Consider the following 18823-nt stretch of genomic DNA (forward strand, 5'->3'; position numbering starts at 1 on the left):
AATGCCTGGAGTTCCCCAATGGATTGCAGATGGACCATTCGTTGGAATCGCCATATTCCTCACCATAGTGGTATTTCTTCGCTCGCAAGGTACCTACTGGCTTGGCCGCCTGGGCACATGGGGCTTTCTCACGAAGTCGGAGCATTCGGGAAAACCGTGGGTGCGTAAAGTTCGTGTGTGGCTTGAAGGTGCCTCCGTTCAAAAAGGAATTGACGCCGTGGACAAGTGGGGCCTGCTCATCATTCCCCTGTCCTTCCTCACCATTGGTTTCCAAACCGTGGTTCATGCCGGCGCTGGAGTGCTTCGCCTGCGCTGGGTGACCTACACCCTCGCAGCCATTCCCGGGTACATAGCGTGGGGTTGCCTCTACGCCTCCATCGGCATTGGACTATTCAAAACCGGGCAGGCCGCCACCGCCGGGAAAACATGGGCGCTGGCAGTTTGTTCCACGATGGTAGTCATCATGGGCCTCGCTATCTTAAAGCGACGCAACCGCGCCGCAGAAGTGGCTGCCGACTAGCACTCCACCCTATCCACCGCAGAACCGAACCGGCGCTCGCGACCCGTGAACGTAAGCACGTCATTCCAAAGCTCCTCGCGACAATACTCGGGCCACGGCATGGGGTTGAACGCGAACTCAGCATAAGCGCACTGCCACAGTAGGAAGTTAGAGATGCGTTGCTCGCCTCCCGTTCGGATCAGCAGATCCACATCCGGCGACGAGGGGGCGTAAAGGCGTCGGATAACCGTGTCTTCCGTGATCCCAGTGGGCTTAAGTTTGCCCGCCTCGACCTCGTTCGCGATTTGTCGCACGGCATCGGCAATCTCGGCCCGCCCTCCGTAGTTCACAGCCATGTTGAAATGCAGCTTCGAGTTAGCCTTGGTGAGCTCTTGCGCAGCCTCCAATTCCGTGATTACCGACTTCCACAGACGCGGGCGCCTACCCCACCAGTGGATTGCCACACCCCACTCGTTTAATTCATCGCGGCGCCGCCGCAGCACATCGCGCGAATAACCCATCAGGAAACTAACTTCCTTAGGCGAACGCTTCCAATTCTCCGTAGAAAACGCGTAGACGGTCAGATGCTCCACACCGATCTCAAGGGCACCCGCAATCGTATCCATGAGCGCAACCTCGCCGGCCCGATGCCCCTCCGTGCGCGCCAAGCCGCGCGCGTTCGCCCACCTGCCGTTGCCATCCATAATGATCGCAACGTGGCGAGGCACCCCTTCAATCTGCGGAGCCTGATTGTTGCCGGCTCCAGGCGGTGCGACCCTCATACGTCCCCCAAATGTGAGTTGATCAAACTATACGACTTGATACGCCGCTCAACATGCCACTGCACCCACGCGGCAACCAAGCCCGCCGCCTCTCGCCGCGCAAAATCCGGCGCCCCATCCGCACTTGCCCAATCCCCCGAAAGCAAATCACCCAGCAGCTGCATCGCTTCACGCGACGGCGCTAACGAGCCGGGTGGCCGACATGCCTCGCACACCGCACCTCCGGCCACCACGTTGAATGAGGATAAGGGCCCGGGAGCGCCACAAACCGCGCAATCCCAAAACGACGGCGCCCAACCGCTCATAGAAATCGCGCGAAGCATGAACGAATTCATCACCAAATCAGGCGAGTGACGCCGATTAGCGAGGGCATGCAAAGCGCCCAAAAGGAGCAGGTACATGGACGCGTGTGCTTCGTCCTCCGACAACCTCTCCGCAGTTTCAACCATCACGTTCGCACGAGCATAAATTTCAAAATCACGTGCGATTTTTAGGCCGTACGGGCGAAGCGTTTGCGCCTGCGTCAAAACGTCAAGGCTACGCCCCCTATAAAACTGGGCGTCCACAATAGTGAACGGCTCAAGGCGGGCACCAAACTTTGACGAAGTGCGACGAACATCCTTAGCAACTACCCTTTTCAGACCGTTCGAGCGGGTCAGTACCGTGATTATACGATCAGCTTCACCAAGGTCTTGCGTACGCAAAACAATGGCTTCATCACGGTAAGTCTTCACGCCCTCTATTATCCCACAGCGCGCCCTGCGCCACGCATGCAGCTGACCCTAGAAACCTAGACGCCCCAGCATCTTCGGGTCCTTCTGCCAATCCTTTAAAGTGCGTACATGCAGGTGTAGATAGACCCTGCGGCCCAAGTATTCCTCAATCCCGCGCCGGGCCCTCATCCCAACGTGCTTAAGACGCGATCCGCCCTTACCGATGATGATTGCCTTTTGCGAATCTCGCTCTACAAACAGGTTCACGTGAATATCGAGCATCGGCGGGTAATTCTGGCCCGGCTTCTTCGGCCGCTCGATGATCTCCTCAACCTGAACAGCCAGCGAATGCGGGAGTTCTTCGCGTACTCCCTCCAAGGCGGCCTCGCGAATAAGCTCTGCGATCATGACATCGCGAGATTCGTCCGTCACCATGTCGCGCGGATAAAGCGGCGACGACAACGGCATACGGCGCGCAAGCAACTCCTTCAAACGGTCAACCTGCAACCCCTTGATCGCAGACACCGGAATTATTTCGTCCCAATCCCCCAGCTTGTCAATGTCCAACAAGTGCTTCATTAAGCGCTCGTCAGAGACCGTATCCGTCTTCGTTGCCACCGCAATGATTGGCGCCTTAGTGCCGCGTAGCTGGCGCGCAATGAAATCATCACCCGGCCCCACCGTCTGGTCTGCCGGTAAGCAGAACAAGATCGCATCAACGCTAGATAGCGTCTCACGCACCTCACTGTTCAACCGCTGACCAAGCAACGTGCGCGGGCGATGATACCCGGGAGTGTCCACAAGGACGAGCTGGTAATCCTCGCCTTGCACAACGCCGCGCACAGCGTGGCGTGTGGTCTCCGGCCTCATCGACGTAATCGCTATCTTCTGCCCCACGAGCGCATTTGTGAGCGTAGATTTACCCACGTTAGGACGGCCAACGATCGCAACGAAACCAGCCCTAAAGTTTTCGTCATAACCGGCATCGATCAGCCCCGCATTCTGCTCACGGGATTTTGCGGGGCCAGATTCCTCGTCGAAACTATTTTCTATAGATGCCGCGTCCGTAAAAACCTCATCTTCGAAGTCTACAAACGCGTTCGGGCCGTCCATCAACTCATCATCGGAGGGGAAACGCACGTTTAGCTCTCTTCTTCTGGTTCATTCTCTAATCTAGTGGCAAGAATAGTGCCCACCTGCCGGCGGCGCCCAATTGCCTCCTCTGCCACAAGCTCAAGGCCAAGTGCCCGCGCTTTAGCTCCTGGCAACGGCACCTTTCCCAGCGCCTTTTGTAGGAGGCCGCCAACCGAATCGACGTCCTCATCCTCAATCTCAAGGCCCATAAGTTCCCCCAACTCGATCACAGGGAAACGCGCGGGCACGCGCCAAACACCCGGCTCAACCTCTTCGGGTTCAATGACTCTACGGTCATGCTCATCCATCACTTCGCCAACAATTTCTTCAATCAGATCTTCGATTGTGAGCAGGCCGGCAATGCCGCCCCACTCATCGACAACCATGACCATGTGAACGCGCAGTTGCTGCATGTGGCGAAGCTCATCATCTGCATACAACATTTCTGGCACGAAATGCGCTTCCCGGCAAATATCTCGCACCAGCTTATGACGATTTTCGGGCCTATCCACCGCGCGACTGACCAGATCCTTGAAATACAAGATTCCCACAATGTCGTCGGACGACTCTCCGATCACTGGAATGCGCGAATAGCCAGAGCGGATGAACAGGCGAATCGCTTTATCTAGCGTGGTGTCTGCTTGGATGGTGACCATGTCGGTTCGCGGAACCATCACCTCGCGAACGTAGGTGTGGCCCAGTTCGAAAACCGAACGGAGCATCTCGCGATCCTCGTCCTCAAAGCCTTCGGTTTCACCAACCTGATCCACCACTTCGCGCATCTCTTCGGTCATTTCCGCCCGCGCCTGCGCCTCCGTTTGCTGCGCTGCGGGAAAGATTTTGCGAAGCCAGCGCACTACCGGCGCACCCAAAAGTCCAATCGAAGTAGTGAGTTCTAGGAGACCAACCGTGCGCAGCGCGGTTTTCTCGGGATTACGCCACGCTATCTGTTGCGGGAACACAGAAATAACCGCAAACGCTATCAGCCAGTTAATGGCCAGCGAAGCAAGCAAAACAGCCCACCAGCGCCACCCCGTCTGCGCAAACGCAATCGTGATAGCCACGGCGGCACCGGTTTGCATCGCAATACGACCCGCGCGCGCAGCCAGAACACTCCGGCGTCGCTCTTCCACTAGCGCCAACAGGCGCTTGGCGTTTTTGTATCCATAATCAAGCAGGTCATCAACCGCCGCTCTTGAAAGCCGCGCCACAGAGGATTCAGCGGCCGTCAGCACCGCTGCTGTGATGACGAAGAAGATTGTTAAAATAAAGAGCAGTCCGATGGGGATACTACCCATTTGCGTTCCCACCTGGGTGTGTTGCCAAGAAAGTTAGCAATAGTTTGCGCTGCAGGCCGAACATCACCTGCTTTTCCTCCTCCTCCGCATGGTCAAACCCGAGCAAATGGAGTAGCCCGTGCACAGTCAGAAGCAACATCTCCTCAACGGAAGAATGCCCTGCCTCCAGTGCCTGCTCATGGGCAACCTGCGGACAGATAACAATGTCACCCAAAATACCGGCAGGCGTTTCCTCCGTTTCCTTACCGGGGCGAAGCTCATCCATGGGGAAGCTCATCACGTCCGTAGGCCCGGGCAGATCCATCCACTTTACGTGGAGCTCTTCCATCGGCTCTGGATCAACGAACATGATCGAAAGCTCGGCGTCAGTGGAGACATGGAGCTGAGCTAGAACGAACTCAGCGATATCGCGAAATTCGGCAATCTCGATATCTACACCGGTTTCATTAATAACTTCTACGCTCACGCTTGCCCCGCCTAACTTGCTCATTTGCCTCGTCAAAACGCTGGTATGCGTCAATTATCTCACCGACCAAACGGTGGCGAACAACGTCAGCCGAGGTTAGCTGACAAAATTCGATTCCCTCAATGCCCTGCAATATGCTACGCGCGCTCGCCAAGCCCGAAGACGCCCGATTCGGCAAATCCACCTGGGTGGCGTCACCCGTCACCACAACTTTCGACCTGAAACCAAGGCGCGTCAAGAACATTTTCATTTGCGCCGGCGTAGTGTTTTGCGCCTCATCCAAAATGATGAACGCATCATTCAGCGTTCGCCCACGCATGTATGCCAGGGGCGCCACTTCGATCGTTCCTGCGGCTAGCAATCGCGGGAGCGCTTCCTGATCGATCATCTCGTTTAGTGCGTCATACAGGGGACGCAGGTACGGATCGATCTTCTCGGTGAGAGTACCGGGCAGGAAGCCAAGTGATTCTCCAGCTTCCACAGCCGGTCTCGTCAAAATAATGCGTCTTACCTCGCCCGTCAGGAGGGCGTTTACCGCCATCGCCATAGCCAAGTAGGTCTTGCCCGTGCCTGCGGGGCCAATGCCAAACACCACGGTATTTTGCGCAATCATGTCCACGTAGCGCTGCTGCCCCGGAGTCTTCGCGCGAATGTCACGGCCGCGCACGTTCAAAATTGTTTCCGCACTGGCACTCGCCGTGCCCGTCTTCGCCAACAAACCAACTGCATGTTCAACCGTTTGCGCACTCAGATACTGCCCGGAACGCGCTAGGGAAACCAGTTCTCGCACCAAATCCGATGCAAGCGTTACAGATTCGGCCTCACCCGCAACCGTTATCTTATTGCCCAGCACCGACACGCGGATCCCGCTGAAACTATGCTCCAGACTTCTTAAAACCTCATCCTGGGCTCCCAGCACCGTCACCGGATCAAGGTGCTCCGGAATAGTTATTGTGTTCGCAGTGACCGCCTGCTCATCCGTTTGCTGCATGTTTGAAATACGAGGCTCCTTGTCAGCTTCTTTCGTTTCAAATCCTACCGGTTGCAATGTTAAGCGAAGTGAGGCCGGCAGCAACCGCTGTGGACACGCGCATCACAGTGTCTCCCACTAACACTATGTCCGCACCAGCCTGTCTGAACTGCTCTATCTCCGCTTCGGTGATTCCCCCCTCTGGACCGACAACCAGAGCGTACTCTTTAGCGCCCAGATCTGTAAGGCCAGTTATGGGATAGGTAGCACTCTCGTGCATGACGATCAGCCTCGCGCCCCCTACCTGCGCGATAGCTGCGGAAGCATTTGCGGCAAAGACGAGGGAGGGAACCCGAGCGCGCCGCGACTGCTTGGTGGCAACTTGGAGCACGTTTGCCCACTTCTGCAGGCCCTTTTCCTGCTTCTTGCCCTGCCAGCGTACAATAGAGCGCTCCGCCTGCCACGCGATCACTCGGTCAACACCAAGCTCGGTAGCCATCTCTATTGCCAGCTCGTCTCGCCCATTCTTTGCCAGCGCCTGGATCAGCGTGATGCGCGGACTCCTCTCCGGTTCGGATACTACCTCCTCAATCTCAACTAGGACGTACCCTGGGGAGGCCTCCAACAGCCGTGAACGCACCCTCGTTCCTCTTCCGTCCACTAGGTCTAGACGCTCGCCCTTTTCAATGCGCTTTACCATCACGTGCTTCGCATCTGGCCCGGTGAACTCAAAGCGTTGCATCCCGCGAGCTCCGTTGAGGTCATGGACGAAGAAAACCGGCGCGGTCATTTAGTGAACTTTTCTTTCAGATTGCTAAAGAATCCCTGCTGAGTAGATCCGGTTTTAGCCTCCACAGTTTCCTCCCCGCGCATTTTCGCAAATTGCTCCATCAGCTCCCGCTGTGCGCTGGTCAGCCCGGTTGGGACTTCCACGTTTACACGGACGCGAAGATCGCCACGTCCTCGCCTATGAACACGTCCCACACCCAGGCCCTCGACCTTGACTTCCTGGCCCGGCTGCGTGCCCGGCTGAATCTCAATGTCGTGGGCGCCATCCAGGGTTTCAAGCGAAATCGTAGTTCCAAGAGCTGCAGATGTCATCGGCACGTATAGGTCCGCCACAAGATCATCGCCCTGGCGGCGGAATACCGGGTGTGGCTTTTCGCGGATCTCAATATAGAGGTCACCGTAACCGCCCCCACCCGGGCCCGCCTCGCCCTGACCCGACATGCGGATGCGCGTTCCGTGTTCAATGCCGGCGGGAACATCAACGGCGATGGTGCGCTTGGAGTGCACGCGGCCTTCCCCGTTACATTCTTCGCACGGATCCGGGATGATTGTGCCGTAACCTCCACACGCCGAGCACGCTGCCTGGGTCATGATCTCGCCCAGAAGCGAGCGCTGCACCTGGCGAACCGTACCCGCCCCGTTACAGGCGGAACAGGTGCGCGGAGAAGTGCCGGGCTTGGCGCAAGAACCATCGCAAGTAGGACAACGCACGGCAGTGTTGATCGTCACCTCTTCGCGCGAGCCGAATGCGATGGTCTCAAGGTTCACCTCAAGCGCGGTCAGAATGTCTTGACCTCGCCGCCCGCGCGGAACCGGCCCTGACCCCGCACCTGCAGCTGAAAAGAACGTTTCGAACAGGTCACCGAAACCACCAAAACCGCCCATGCCCCCAAAACCGGAGTTTGCGGAACCGCCCATGTCGTAGGCCTGCCGCTTTTGCGAGTTCGACAACGTATCGTAAGCCACGGAAATCTTCTTGAACGTTTCTTCATGCTCAACGCCCGCAATATCCGGGTGGTATTTACGGGAGAGTTTGCGGTACGCCTTCTTAATCTCGTCTGCACTGGCGTCGCGCGAAACCCCAAGAATCTCGTAGTAGTCTTCGTTCACCAAAATTCCTTTAATCTTTTCGGCTAATTTTTACTGTGCAAAAAGTGCGTGAGGTACACACCTACCGCGCGTACCGCCGACATCGCTTTCTGATAATCCATCCGCATAGGCCCTACCACCGCCAAATGGGCGTTAGTGCCCTGCGCCCCATACGCGCCTGCAACTACCGCAGTTTCCGCGAGGCCATCGTGTGCGTTCTCTTCACCAATTGACACCGTGACGTCACCGCGTGGGATCTCAGAGAATAGTCGCAATAGCGTAACCTGTTCTTCCAACGCATCCAGGACAGGCACAATCGAGCGAGTGAAATCAACATTAGAACGGGCCAAGTTAGCCATGCCGGCAACGATGATCCGTTCCTCACCCGATCGGTTAGTTAAATCCACCACTGTTTGGCAAACGGCAGTGCGGAACTGCTGCTCGGTTGGGCCACCCAAAAGCGAAAGCGGAGAAAGCAAGCTCGGCAAATCGCGCAGGTCTTGGCCGTGGCACACCTCATTGATCTGGTCGCGTACAGCATCAATAGCACAACCAGCGACGCCAAAATCAGAAATAACGCGCTGCTCGATAGTTCCGTCATTCATTATGACCACAACCAGCGTGCGGTCGGAACCAAGGTCAACCAGCTCCACGCGCACCAACGTGGCCGAATCGAAATGCGGGTACTGCACGATTGCTACCTGTCGAGTCAGTTGCGCAAGTAAACGAACAGTTCGCTCGACTACATCCTCAACATCCACTGCCCCGGCAAGAAACGACTCCACAGCACGCTTTTCCGGATCTGACATGGGTTTAATCTGCGTGAGCGAATCAACGAACACGCGGTATCCCGCAACCGTTGGAATGCGACCGGCAGACGTGTGCGGTTGATAGATGAGGCCAGCCTGCTCCAGGGCAGCCATATCGTTGCGGATGGTGGCTGGAGAAACACCCAGGTCGTGCCGCTTAGCAAGCGCGTTGGAGCCAACGGGTTCACGAGTAGCCACATAATCAGACACAATTGCCCGGAGCACATCGAAGCGTCTTTCAGCTGTTGCCACGCCCACTCCTCTCACTGCCATACACCGTGTAGCACTCAACCCATCTGAGTGCTAACTCTATTACTTTCAGATCCCATCTTCCACAGCAGGCGGGTGAATCAGGGCACTGGGTGCACGTCGATTTAGCCTTCCCCTCTTCAATCGAAAGTCTTTACCCAAATACGAAAAATGCCCACCGAAGTGGGCTTTTTCGGGTTAACGGCTTAGTAGTGACTCACCACCACATTGCCGATCTCACCCCAGTCATACAGCCACTTGGCTTCGCTAACCGGCATGTTCACGCAACCGTGGGAGCCGCCCGGACCACTCCAACCGAAGCTGGAACGCCACGGCGCTCCGTGAAAGGCGTAGCTACCAACGAAGTACGTAACCCACGGAACATCCGGCGTTTCGTACCTACTTCCGTCTAGGTTTTGACCGCGCATGGTTTGCGACTCGTACTTCAAGTAAATGCGGAACTTACCAGTTACGGTCTCAAGCCCGGGAGCGCCCGGAACCATAGGTACCGGCCCGCGCACAACCGTAGCTCCCTCAAATGCAGTCACCGTGGAATTCGATAGGTTAATGTCCACCCATTTCTCTCCCGGAGCGGCCTGGTAAGCCAAGCTCTCTGCCCCCGGAGCGATAACGCGCGTGGAGAACTTCTGCGGGGTCTCATCGTAGGTAAGCAGGCCCTCGTAAGGCTTTCCGGCCTTCAAGGATTCAACCAGCGCATCGGCGATCGCCTCCATGTTGTTCACCGTGTATCCCGGCGATCCCTCATCTGCGGTAGACACAACGTCACCGCGGGTATTCACGTTATGAACGCCTTCAACTGGCTCATCGTTTGTGGAAGCAGCGGTATTAACCAACCATTCACGTGCCGCTGGATCATTGAACGTCGGATCTTGCATCTGCTGGTCATCAGCCTCGATCGTCACCCAACCGGCACGCTCATTCATCTCGGGCACAATATCGCGATTACCCGTCGAGATGACAACCGGGATGTTAATCATCTCGTTAGCCTTATCGGCCACCTGTTGCGCGCGCTCCGTCGTGATCTTTGGCGCCTCGACGCTGGACTCAAAGGAGCCCGGCTCCGAGTTCAGTGACTTTGCAGTAGCTAGGACGTAGTTGGAAATCGCTTGGGTGTCAATGCCGTGCCCTTCAACGGCTGGTACCACAACGAACTCCTCAGCCTCCTCATCGAATTTCACTGCGGCGTTCTTCACCTGATCACCGAGTTCAGCGATCAGAGAGTCGGTGAACTCCACGAGCTTGTCCTGGTTCACCTCAACGCTCAGAGGAATATCAGTAGCGGAAAACAGTCCCTGGATACGCGACCACACGGTAGCGGACTGGGCCAGCGCGGCCGAGGCGGTTGCATCCTCATCAACTGTGACGCCGAGCTGGGCGAGACTAAGCTCGTGATCCTTGCCGTCAACCGTGATGCTCGTTTTGAACTCTTCGAAACGTTTCTGCACGTCCTCGCTAATCTCTTTAGTAGTCATGCCCGAGACGGATTTGCCAGCCACCTGCGTGCCTGGTACCGCCCGATCGTCGTAGTAGGAAGCGTATGCTACCGACGATCCTCCTAGAATCACGACAACGGCCGCAACTGCGGCAAGAATCCACTTCAACGTGCGAGACATAAACGAAACCTCACGAAGCCTCACTCAAATTTCCACAAACATTCTTTATTGTCTGTTGTAAATGGGTTTCTCTCAAACGTAAAACTCCGGTTTCAGGTTGGTGTTCATCACCTTTTTGGGATTGGCCCGCGCCGCGCGTGCACCTTCCATGCATTATTGCCAGATTTCGCTTAGTCTTCCGATGTGATTGACCGCTATGGATCTGATGTTTTAGCTTCCGACCCGCACCGCGACGGGCCGTTTGCCACCCGACCGCGACAAGTGCCGATACCCGCCGAGTATGGCCTGGTTGTTGAAGACCCTGTTTCCGGGTTTGTTGGCGCTGTTATTCGCGTAGAAAAGTCCGGTGGCATGCATATTGTAGAGCTCGAAGATAGGCGCGGGCGACGCCGTTCCTACCCCCTTGGTGGCGGTTTCTGGGTGGATGGCAAGCCCGTTGAACTGGTGGTACCCGTTCCCAAAGCGGCTGCGGAAACTAAGCTCACAGCCTCGGGTTCGAAAGCCGTGAAGTTGAAGAGGGCGCGCGTGGCTGTGCCATCACGCATTTTTGTAGAGGGCACGCACGACGCTGAGCTGGTGGAAAAAGTGTGGGGCGACGACCTGCGCGTAGAGGGCGTGGCCGTAGAGTACCTGGAGGGCGTGGACAACTTGGAGGACGTGCTGGAGGTTTTTGGACCCTGCGCTACCTCGCGGGCAGGCGTGTTGGTTGATCACCTGGTGGATGGGTCTAAAGAGTCACGCATTGCCAGTGCCGTGATGCAGCGCTGGCCGGGTGACGTACTAGTGGTGGGGCACCCGTTTGTGGACATCTGGCAAGCGGTGAAGCCCGCACGCGTGGGGCTGAAAACGTGGCCCGACATTCCGCGTGGCACCGACATTAAAGTTGGCACTCTACGCGCCTTAGGCTTACCGTGCGAGACCCGCGAAGACATTGGGCTGGGCTGGCAAGCAATTTTGGCGCGCGTGCGAGACTATCGCGATCTTGAACCCGCACTGCTCGGCCGCGTTGAAGAACTGATCGACTTCGTTACGGTTGGCGGCGCCGAACAGGTCTGAGGCAGTCCAGCAAGCCTAAACCGTGAGTTCGCGCGTCACGTAGTCCGCCAAGAGGCGTCCCTTCAACGTAAGTCTAACGACGCCCACAGCCACCGCCCCCTGTTCAATCAATCCTTCATTTACGAGGCCGGGCACCCGTCCTCTAACCTGCGGGGCAAGCTGAGAAGTGGCAATCCCATCGGCAGTACGGATGCGTAGCATGACGGACTCGAGGGCGCGATCTGCCTCCTGCAAAATTTCACCGGCCTGAGCGGGTGATACCAGCTGTGACAAGGTACTGATTCGGGTGCTGACATGCTCATCCATTTTTGCGCTTTCGGGGCACTGACTCAGATTCGCGGTGCCGCCCGCGAGCGCATCGGCCCAGGCGCGCGGGTGTTTGCGGTTCCACCAGCGAACGTCACCCACGTGCGAGTGCGCTCCCGGTCCTATCCCCCACCAATCCCAGTCAAACCAGTAGGCCAGATTGTGGCGCGAAGCGTGTCGCAATTTTGTGGTGCCCGCAGTTTCTCCGGGCTCAATTTTGGCCCAGTTGGAGATCTCATACCACGCGTATCCGGCCTGCGCTAAGAGCGTGTCTGCAAGCTCGTATTTCTCCGCCTCGTCATCCGGGTTGGGCATCTCAAGTTCGCCGCGCCTAACTTGCGTCCACATTTTCGTGCCTTCTTCGATGACGAGGGCGTAGCTGGAAATATGATCAGGCTGCAGTTCGATCGCCGCCTCCAGCGATGCCTGCCAATCGGCGAGTGACTCGCCGGGCGTACCGTAGATGAGGTCAACGGAGGCGTCCAGACCAACCTCGCGCGCCCATTTCACTACGCGCGGCACCTGTTGCGGGGTGTGGGTGCGGTCCAGGGTTTGCAACACGTGCGGTACCGCTGACTGCATGCCAAAAGAAACGCGGGTGACGCCAGCCTTAGCAAGATGTTCAAGGCCAGCCTGGTCGATTGTGTCCGGGTTTGCCTCTACGGTGACTTCCGCGTCAGTGTCGAGGGCGAAGCTACCTTTCACGCTCTGCAGGATCTGGCAGATTTGGCCGGCTTGTAACAGGGTTGGGGTACCCCCACCAAAGAAGATGGATTTCACCGGGTTGTGCTCGAAGGGACGTAACCGGTTTGCGGCCAGCTTTACTTCCTTTTCTACCGAGTGGTGGTAGCTGGCCGTGTCTGCGCCTTGTCCAAACCCAACGGTGTAGGTGTTGAAATCGCAATAGCCGCAGCGAACTGTGCAAAACGGCACGTGGATATACAGCGCCAGGTTTTTGCTCGGCGTTCCTACCAGCTGCGGGTCAAGGTAGCCGTCATTTGGCCACGCGATACCGTCGGGAAGCTGGGGACTCAATTGGCTCCCTCGCGTGCGTTGTCTTCCTCGCGTGGCAAGCGCCTGACCACAAGGTCGTGTGCGCCGCGCCCCTCCAGCTGTCCGCGTTGCTCAAACCGCGTCAGAACGCGCCCTTCAAACCGGGGAGCAAAACCGCCTCTTTCCGGTTGTGGATCTGCCGGGTCGGGACGCTGCCCCAAATGGAGGTTTTCGAAGTATTCGCAGGCTTCTACTACATCGCGCATCTGCCAAGCGTAGTCGTCCCAGTCGGTAGCTAGGCGCCAGACTCCGCCATCTTGAAGTAGGTTCGCAATAGTCAGCGCAAAAGCATCATTAACTAGGCGGCGTTTGCGGTGGCGCGCCTTCCTCCACGGGTCAGGGAAGAACGTCCACACCTCGGCAGCCACGGCCGGCTCCATCATAATGGGCAGAGCCTGCGCGGCATCAACCTCAATAAAACGAATGTTATCTACGCCTTCCGAAACGGCTCGCGAAATCCCTTTCGCAATTCCCTGTGCCCACACTTCTACCCCCAACAGGTTTACCTCGGGGTGCTCCTTGCCGTAGGCAACAATCTGCTCGCCGTTACCCGTGCCGATCTCGACGATTAAAGGCGCTTGCCGGCCAAACTCGGCCGCCGCATCAAAACGGTAGGACTCGTCAATGGTTGTGTATCCGCCGTCACGCGGCACCTCGATCACATACTTATCCGCATGCTTTTCCAGGGTGCGCTGGGTGGATGCGTGGAGCGCGCGGCCACGGCGCGCAAACGACTTGGTGCGCGCCATGTACGGCGTATTTTCCGCCATCGATTCTCCTACGGCGCCTCGGAAGTGAGAGCAGAAATGAACGCTTCTTGCGGAACGTCCACGCGCCCAATCGACTTCATGCGCTTCTTGCCTTCCTTCTGCTTTTCAAGCAGTTTTCGCTTGCGCGAAATATCGCCGCCGTAACACTTGGCAAGCATGTCCTTACGCAGTGCCTTAATGGTTTCGCGGGCAATGACGCGCGAACCGATCGCCGCCTGAACCGGCACCTCGAACTGTTGCCTTGGAATCAGTTCCTTGAGCTTCTTAGTCAGCTGGACGCCGTAAGCGTACGCCGCGTCACGGTGCACGATCGCAGAGAACGCATCAACTTGCTCACCGTTTAGCAAAATATCCACGCGCACCAGGTCCGAAGCTTGTTGGCCTGCCGCCTCGTAATCGAGGGAGGCATAACCACGTGTACGTGACTTTAGCGAATCGAAAAAGTCAAACACGATCTCGGCTAGAGGGAGCTTGTAGTGGAGCTCAACGCGATCCTGCGACAGGTAGTCCATGCCGCCCATCTGGCCGCGACGCTCCTGACACAACTCCATCACGGGCCCCACGTAGTCCGAGGGGGTAAGGATGGTTGCCTGCACCACGGGCTCACGCGTCTCCTGTACCTTACCGTCGGGGTATTCAGACGGGTTGGTCACTTCAATCACGGTGCCATCTTCAGCGATCACCTCGTAGATTACGTTCGGTGCTGTAGCGATAAGATCCAGGTTGAACTCGCGCTCAAGCCGCTCTCGCACAATCTCCAAGTGGAGTAAGCCGAGGAAGCCGCACCGGAATCCAAACCCGAGGGCCGCCGATGATTCCGGCTCAAACGTGAGGGCAGCGTCATTTAGTTGCAGCTTTTCAAGTGCCTCGCGCAAGTTAGTGAAGTCAGAGCCGTCAATCGGGTAGATACCCGAATACACCATCGGCTTGGCCTCCTCATAACCCTCCAAGGCCTCAGTAGCACCGCGAATAGCAGTTGTAACCGTGTCACCAACCTTTGACTGGCGCACGTCCTTCACGCCGGTGATGATGTAGCCCACCTCGCCCGCGCCAAGCCCCTCAGTAGGGATCGGTTCGGGCGAAATCACACCAATTTCGAGGACCTCATGGTTTGTGCCCGTGGACATCATCGAGACCTTCTCGCGCGGCGACAACCGCCCGTCCACCATTCGCACGTACGTGACCACGCCGCGGTACGTGTCATATACCGAGTCGAAAATCATGGCGCGAGCAGGCGCATCTTCAACGCCGGAGGGCGCTGGAACCTGCTCAACAATCGCATCCATTAGCTCAGCTACGCCCTCGCCCGTCTTTCCGGACACGCGAAAGATTTCGCTCTCATCCACGCCCAGGAGGCCGGCGATTTCAGCCGCGTATTTATCCGGCTGGGCGGATGGCAAGTCGATCTTATTCAGCACGGGAATAATTGTGAGGTCATGACCCATCGCCATGTATAGATTCGCCAGGGTTTGCGCCTCAATGCCCTGCGCGGAGTCAACGAGGAGCACCGCTCCCTCGCACGCCGCTAGAGACCGAGAAACTTCGTAAGAAAAATCCACGTGTCCGGGAGTGTCAATCATGTTGAGCGCATACGGCTGTCCATCAACCTGCCACGGGATTCGCACGGCCTGCGACTTAATGGTGATACCGCGCTCACGCTCAATATCCATACGGTCGAGATACTGATCGCGCATGACACGTTGTTCCACAATCCCACTGTTTTGCAACATGCGATCGGCGAGCGTGGACTTACCGTGGTCGATGTGCGCAATGATACAGAAATTGCGGATTCGAGACGGATCGGTATGAGCCGGCTGAATCATTTTGTTTTGGGCTTGTAGGATCTGGGCCACTCGGACCTAACCTTTCTGAACTACAGTTATTCCCAATTGTCGCACTATTGGGAGCGCCAACCGAATTATCGGGCGAACATCACTAAACTAGCGACATTGTGCCTAGCGAACTAGTTATTGCCCGGACTTCGCATCGGACTGTTTTCACGAAATCGTTTTGCGGCATTCAAAATCTCGATTTGCCGCTCGTTGTACGCGCTTGTGGGCTCCATGGGAATGGGGGCATGCAGATCCATGAGGCCATTTGGGCCCGGCTGCGCCAAGATCAGCCAGTTCGCGTAGTTCAAGATCTTCGCTGAAGAGGTGAAGTGCTCTTCCTGCCAAATGGGAAGCTTGGCTTCCTCCTCATGCGCGTGATGTTCTGGGACTTTCACGCCCACGCGACGCGCCCGCACAGCTATCGCTGACGGCATTAGTTTGGTTCCAATCCACGCGAGGACGAGTATGGCCGCGACAACTCCTGCGATAAGGCGGATCGTGGATGCTACGGGCCCAGTCAGGCCGCCAGTTGAAAAGAACGCGAGAAATCCCACCATGAATGCAACTATCAACAACCACTGGCCGTGTGTTTCGAATGACCAGTTCAGGTTCACCATGCGTTGCAAGGTTGGATCAACCGGGGCTTCTTCCTCTTCGTCTTGCGCAAATGCTTCTTCCACTATCTGCAAGGCCGCAGCCATCGCAAATGCGCGGTCGCTCCACGTGTGAAACGCCACTCCACCTGCGGATTGCTGCCACTGCTCGAAATCGCGACGCTCGAACGGCGTCATTTGGGCAACGGCTCCCTCAAAATCGGTGCGGAACTGTGAACCCATGTGCAAAATTGTGGCCGTGTGCGGGTCGTTACGCAGGCCGATTGGGCGCGCCAGCGTGATGGCAGGCGTGTAAATCACTTTCATCGCCGAACGCACGGCCGACATTGAGATTAGATTCAGGTTCTCCAAGTGTCCTCCCAGACAAGAGGGCTTAAAATACAGGCAACACAATCAATGTAAACCATTTGCGAAGCGGGAGTGCAAACCAAAATGGCCGATCAAAATCGCCCCGAAGGTTGGATTCATAACTGGGAGCCAAACAAGGATGATAGCGGCTCCCGCCCCCACATTTACGAAGCGCAGCGAAGTCCGGACGGTAGTTTTCACATTAGTGAGGGCGAGGATGAGGTGGCTCACACCAAGCGGATGACACGAAACATTGCGACTGTTCCGGGCAGGATACTGGTTGACCTCGCGCTCCTTTCTGCGGGCATCACCACCCTGCTGGGCATCATTGGGATTTCCGCTTACGGTTCGTGGGGCTTTTGGATACCCACCATTTTGGGTATTGCCGGGCTGGCCGTGACCCTGTTTTTCGCGATGCGACGCCGGCAGTTGCAAGAGGCGTTCGCGAGATCTGGCCCCAGGCAGGTGTTTGAAGAAAGTTCCGCTTTGGCACGCCCCGGTTCCAAGCGTGATACTTACGCGGATCTGCAGGATATGGCAGAAAAGGAGGGCGCAAAGATTAAGCGCGCTCGAGAGGAGTTTTCTTCGCGTAGCGCCAGGTTCTTTCCGCGCATTGAGGCACTCCAGCGCGCCATGCAGCAAATGGTTGATCCCAGTTACGATGCGGTGTGGTTACAGATCGATATTCGCCCCACCCTCGCCGCGTTTTTGGCTACCGTCCTTGTGATCCCCATCGGCGGGTTCCTGATTGTGGTGACCGCAATGGCGCTGCTACTGGCCGGGTAACGCTGGGACTCGCTGGCTGGGTGCTGAAAAAGATTTGCGTGCGCGGGCAGATAGGATCGTGTGCATCATCACCTTGACATGGTCAAACACGCCTAGTTTGAGTGGGAAACAGCTGGTAACATTGCTAGTTGGTTCGCCCTGGTCGGGGTAAACCAACGCTGAGCTGTTCGCAGTCGAGTGTCCCCCACTTTTGTCCAAGGCTCAGCAACCCCTCACCGACCTTGTAATCGAAAAAGAGAGTGTAAAACTGTGGCAAATATTAAGTCCCAGATTAAGCGCAACAAGACCAACGAGAAGCGTCGTCTACGCAATAAGGCCGTTAAGTCGGAGCTGAAGACGTATGTACGTCGCACTCGCGAAGCGATTGCTGCCGGTGACCGCGACAAGGCTAACGAGGCACTGCAGGCTGCGTGCCGCAAGCTCGACAAGGCAGTCAGTAAGGGTGTTATTCACCGCAACCAGGCTGCTAATCGTAAGTCCAAGCTCGCTAAAGCTGTAGCGAAGATGGGCTAGCGGATCGACCAAAAGATGGAGGCTACGGCCTCCATTTTTTATGCCCAGAATCAAGGCATTCCCAGAAGCCGCTGGGTGGAAGAAGCCTACTTTCCCGCTACCGTTAAGACGAGTTTTTCGAGGGCATATTCAGGGTCATCCGACTCCCCTTTTACCGCCGCATCGGCGGTAGCCACAGCCATGACGGCGCGACGGAGGCGCGCCTCGTTCCAGCCGCGCGCCTCGCGGCGGACTCGGTCAATCTGCCAGCTTTGCATCCCCAGCTTGGAAGCCGGTAGCGACGGGCGAATAGAAACTTTTGCGATCTGCCGGACTTTAAGTGCAATACCTCCAACCAAAGCGGGAGCGCTAGCACCTGTGGCCAAAGCATGACGCAGCAGCGTTAAGGCCTCGCCTGTCTGCCCCGCAACCGCGGCGTCAGCAACCGCGAAAGCAGTTGCCTCCACTCTGCCCGACTGGTACTGGTGCACGTGCTGACTGGTAATATTCCCTTCAACGTCACCGAGCAGTTGCGAAGTCATTGCAGCAAGCTCAGCCAGGTCTGATCCCAACGCGTCTACCAGGGCCTGTACGGCCTCGGCTTCAATACGACGTCCCGCCCGGCGGACTTCTTCACGAACAAAATCCATTTTGTCACCCGGGCGCTTCACCTCGTTAGCCACGAACGTTGCTACATTCAGTCTCTGCGCGGCGGTAAGTACCTTGCGTCCCGCATTGCCTCCGTTGTGCCGTAACACCAAAGTTACGTCCGGTTCGGGATGCTCCATGTACTTCGCAACATCGTCGAAGAGGGCGGGCGAACCGGCCTCTAACTCGGGGATATACACAAACCGGGCCTCGCCAAACAAACTTGGCGAAGTGTGAATAGCAAGCTCGCCAGATTCGTAAGAGCCTGATTCTAAGCGGATCATCTCTACCGCTGGGTCGGCCTTGCGCGCGAGATCACGAAGCTTCGACACCGCACGTTCTCCAAGAAGCGGCTCCTTGGACTGGATAAGTACCACGGGAGCCAGATCTGCCTCAAACCATTGTTTGGAAGCCTTCCGATTTTGCGCCATATGTAAAGAGTGCCACAGGGTACGGACATTTTTCATCCGCCCGGCTCGCTCCGGT

19 protein-coding genes are annotated in these 18823 nt (G+C 56.9%); 4 read left to right on the forward strand and 15 right to left on the reverse strand.

The features are described from left to right. Position 1 precedes the first annotated feature (1 nt). Positions 2 to 520, forward strand: a complete 519-nt coding sequence (locus HMPREF9238_RS01865; RefSeq protein ID WP_016443742.1) for an SNARE-associated domain-containing protein — start codon at positions 2 to 4, stop codon at positions 518 to 520. Here HMPREF9238_RS01865 and uppS read toward each other — a convergent pair. The 10 genes from uppS to HMPREF9238_RS01915 all read right to left on the reverse strand — a co-directional run bounded on the left by uppS (position 517) and on the right by HMPREF9238_RS01915 (position 10456). Further along, on the reverse strand, positions 517 to 1281 hold the full coding sequence (uppS, locus tag HMPREF9238_RS01870) for a polyprenyl diphosphate synthase (RefSeq protein ID WP_016443743.1): 765 nt from the start codon (positions 1279 to 1281) through the stop codon (positions 517 to 519). The genes HMPREF9238_RS01865 and uppS overlap by 4 nt on opposite strands. Continuing rightward, positions 1278 to 2015, reverse strand: coding sequence for a DNA repair protein RecO (recO, locus tag HMPREF9238_RS01875; RefSeq protein WP_016443744.1), 738 nt, complete (start codon positions 2013 to 2015; stop codon positions 1278 to 1280). The genes uppS and recO overlap by 4 nt, the downstream gene beginning before the upstream one ends. Before the next feature lie 48 nt (positions 2016 to 2063). Then, positions 2064 to 3134 carry a GTPase Era gene (gene era, locus HMPREF9238_RS01880; protein WP_016443745.1) on the reverse strand — a complete coding sequence of 357 codons (1071 nt, stop codon included), beginning with the start codon at positions 3132 to 3134 and terminating at the stop codon, positions 2064 to 2066. A gap of 2 nt (positions 3135 to 3136) precedes the next feature. After that, complete coding sequence (locus HMPREF9238_RS01885; protein WP_016443746.1) at positions 3137 to 4426, reverse strand: hemolysin family protein; 1290 nt, start codon at positions 4424 to 4426, stop codon at positions 3137 to 3139. After that, the gene (gene ybeY / locus HMPREF9238_RS01890) at positions 4419 to 4892 is read right to left on the reverse strand and encodes an rRNA maturation RNase YbeY (protein ID WP_016443747.1); all 474 of its coding nucleotides are present in this window, start codon (positions 4890 to 4892) and stop codon (positions 4419 to 4421) included. The genes HMPREF9238_RS01885 and ybeY overlap by 8 nt, the downstream gene beginning before the upstream one ends. Next, positions 4873 to 5883: a PhoH family protein gene (locus HMPREF9238_RS01895; RefSeq protein WP_016443748.1), complete on the reverse strand. Its 1011-nt coding sequence runs from the start codon at positions 5881 to 5883 to the stop codon at positions 4873 to 4875. Before HMPREF9238_RS01895 ends, ybeY begins: the two co-directional genes overlap by 20 nt. 37 nt (positions 5884 to 5920) lie before the next feature. After that, positions 5921 to 6652 carry a 16S rRNA (uracil(1498)-N(3))-methyltransferase gene (locus tag HMPREF9238_RS01900; RefSeq protein WP_016443749.1) on the reverse strand — a complete coding sequence of 244 codons (732 nt, stop codon included), beginning with the start codon at positions 6650 to 6652 and terminating at the stop codon, positions 5921 to 5923. After that, positions 6649 to 7761 carry a molecular chaperone DnaJ gene (dnaJ, locus tag HMPREF9238_RS01905; protein WP_016443750.1) on the reverse strand — a complete coding sequence of 371 codons (1113 nt, stop codon included), beginning with the start codon at positions 7759 to 7761 and terminating at the stop codon, positions 6649 to 6651. Before dnaJ ends, HMPREF9238_RS01900 begins: the two co-directional genes overlap by 4 nt. A 23-nt stretch (positions 7762 to 7784) precedes the next feature. After that, positions 7785 to 8801 carry a heat-inducible transcriptional repressor HrcA gene (hrcA, locus tag HMPREF9238_RS01910; protein WP_016443751.1) on the reverse strand — a complete coding sequence of 339 codons (1017 nt, stop codon included), beginning with the start codon at positions 8799 to 8801 and terminating at the stop codon, positions 7785 to 7787. 203 nt (positions 8802 to 9004) lie between these two features. Beyond that, positions 9005 to 10456, reverse strand: coding sequence for a L,D-transpeptidase family protein (locus tag HMPREF9238_RS01915; protein WP_051109754.1), 1452 nt, complete (start codon positions 10454 to 10456; stop codon positions 9005 to 9007). Positions 10457 to 10615: 159 nt separating this feature from the next. Between HMPREF9238_RS01915 and HMPREF9238_RS01920 the strand changes: the two genes are divergently transcribed. Continuing rightward, positions 10616 to 11488 (forward strand): DUF3097 domain-containing protein, encoded by an 873-nt coding sequence (locus HMPREF9238_RS01920; RefSeq protein WP_016443753.1) that lies wholly within the window; start codon positions 10616 to 10618, stop codon positions 11486 to 11488. 15 nt (positions 11489 to 11503) lie between these two features. On the opposite strand, the gene hemW is transcribed toward HMPREF9238_RS01920, so the two are convergent. The 4 genes from hemW to HMPREF9238_RS01940 all read right to left on the reverse strand — a co-directional run bounded on the left by hemW (position 11504) and on the right by HMPREF9238_RS01940 (position 16414). Beyond that, entirely contained in the window at positions 11504 to 12829 is a 1326-nt protein-coding gene (gene hemW / locus HMPREF9238_RS01925; RefSeq protein WP_016443754.1) for a radical SAM family heme chaperone HemW, read from the reverse strand. Beyond that, positions 12826 to 13617, reverse strand: a complete 792-nt coding sequence (gene trmB, locus HMPREF9238_RS01930; RefSeq protein WP_016443755.1) for a tRNA (guanosine(46)-N7)-methyltransferase TrmB — start codon at positions 13615 to 13617, stop codon at positions 12826 to 12828. The genes hemW and trmB overlap by 4 nt, the downstream gene beginning before the upstream one ends. 8 nt (positions 13618 to 13625) lie before the next feature. Beyond that, positions 13626 to 15440 carry a translation elongation factor 4 gene (gene lepA / locus HMPREF9238_RS01935; RefSeq protein ID WP_040316617.1) on the reverse strand — a complete coding sequence of 605 codons (1815 nt, stop codon included), beginning with the start codon at positions 15438 to 15440 and terminating at the stop codon, positions 13626 to 13628. 140 nt (positions 15441 to 15580) lie between these two features. Further along, positions 15581 to 16414: a hypothetical protein gene (locus HMPREF9238_RS01940; RefSeq protein ID WP_016443757.1), complete on the reverse strand. Its 834-nt coding sequence runs from the start codon at positions 16412 to 16414 to the stop codon at positions 15581 to 15583. An 81-nt stretch (positions 16415 to 16495) separates the two neighbouring features. Between HMPREF9238_RS01940 and HMPREF9238_RS01945 the strand changes: the two genes are divergently transcribed. Continuing rightward, positions 16496 to 17197, forward strand: a complete 702-nt coding sequence (locus HMPREF9238_RS01945) for a hypothetical protein (protein ID WP_016443758.1) — start codon at positions 16496 to 16498, stop codon at positions 17195 to 17197. 249 nt (positions 17198 to 17446) lie between these two features. Then, positions 17447 to 17710 carry a 30S ribosomal protein S20 gene (gene rpsT / locus HMPREF9238_RS01950; protein ID WP_016443759.1) on the forward strand — a complete coding sequence of 88 codons (264 nt, stop codon included), beginning with the start codon at positions 17447 to 17449 and terminating at the stop codon, positions 17708 to 17710. A gap of 86 nt (positions 17711 to 17796) precedes the next feature. On the opposite strand, the gene holA is transcribed toward rpsT, so the two are convergent. Continuing rightward, positions 17797 to 18768: a DNA polymerase III subunit delta gene (holA, locus tag HMPREF9238_RS01955; protein WP_040316441.1), complete on the reverse strand. Its 972-nt coding sequence runs from the start codon at positions 18766 to 18768 to the stop codon at positions 17797 to 17799. Positions 18769 to 18823: the final 55 nt, after the last annotated feature.

It is taken from the genome of Gleimia europaea ACS-120-V-Col10b, assembly GCF_000411155.1.
In the GTDB taxonomy this organism is placed as follows: domain Bacteria; phylum Actinomycetota; class Actinomycetes; order Actinomycetales; family Actinomycetaceae; genus Gleimia; species Gleimia europaea_B.

What these genes read in the sequence shown, in the direction of transcription:
- HMPREF9238_RS01895 (WP_016443748.1), bottom strand. Translation starts at nt 5,883, where the DNA reads ATGCAGCAAACGGATGAGCAGGCGGTCACTGCGAACACAATAACTATT.
- holA (WP_040316441.1), bottom strand. Translation starts at nt 18,768, where the DNA reads ATGGCGCAAAATCGGAAGGCTTCCAAACAATGGTTTGAGGCAGATCTG.
- lepA (WP_040316617.1), bottom strand. Translation starts at nt 15,440, where the DNA reads ATGATTCAGCCGGCTCATACCGATCCGTCTCGAATCCGCAATTTCTGT.
- HMPREF9238_RS01885 (WP_016443746.1), bottom strand. Translation starts at nt 4,426, where the DNA reads ATGGGTAGTATCCCCATCGGACTGCTCTTTATTTTAACAATCTTCTTC.
- HMPREF9238_RS01900 (WP_016443749.1), bottom strand. Translation starts at nt 6,652, where the DNA reads ATGACCGCGCCGGTTTTCTTCGTCCATGACCTCAACGGAGCTCGCGGG.
- uppS (WP_016443743.1), bottom strand. Translation starts at nt 1,281, where the DNA reads ATGAGGGTCGCACCGCCTGGAGCCGGCAACAATCAGGCTCCGCAGATT.
- HMPREF9238_RS01865 (WP_016443742.1), top strand. Translation starts at nt 2, where the DNA reads ATGCCTGGAGTTCCCCAATGGATTGCAGATGGACCATTCGTTGGAATC.
- HMPREF9238_RS01945 (WP_016443758.1), top strand. Translation starts at nt 16,496, where the DNA reads ATGGCCGATCAAAATCGCCCCGAAGGTTGGATTCATAACTGGGAGCCA.
- trmB (WP_016443755.1), bottom strand. Translation starts at nt 13,617, where the DNA reads ATGGCGGAAAATACGCCGTACATGGCGCGCACCAAGTCGTTTGCGCGC.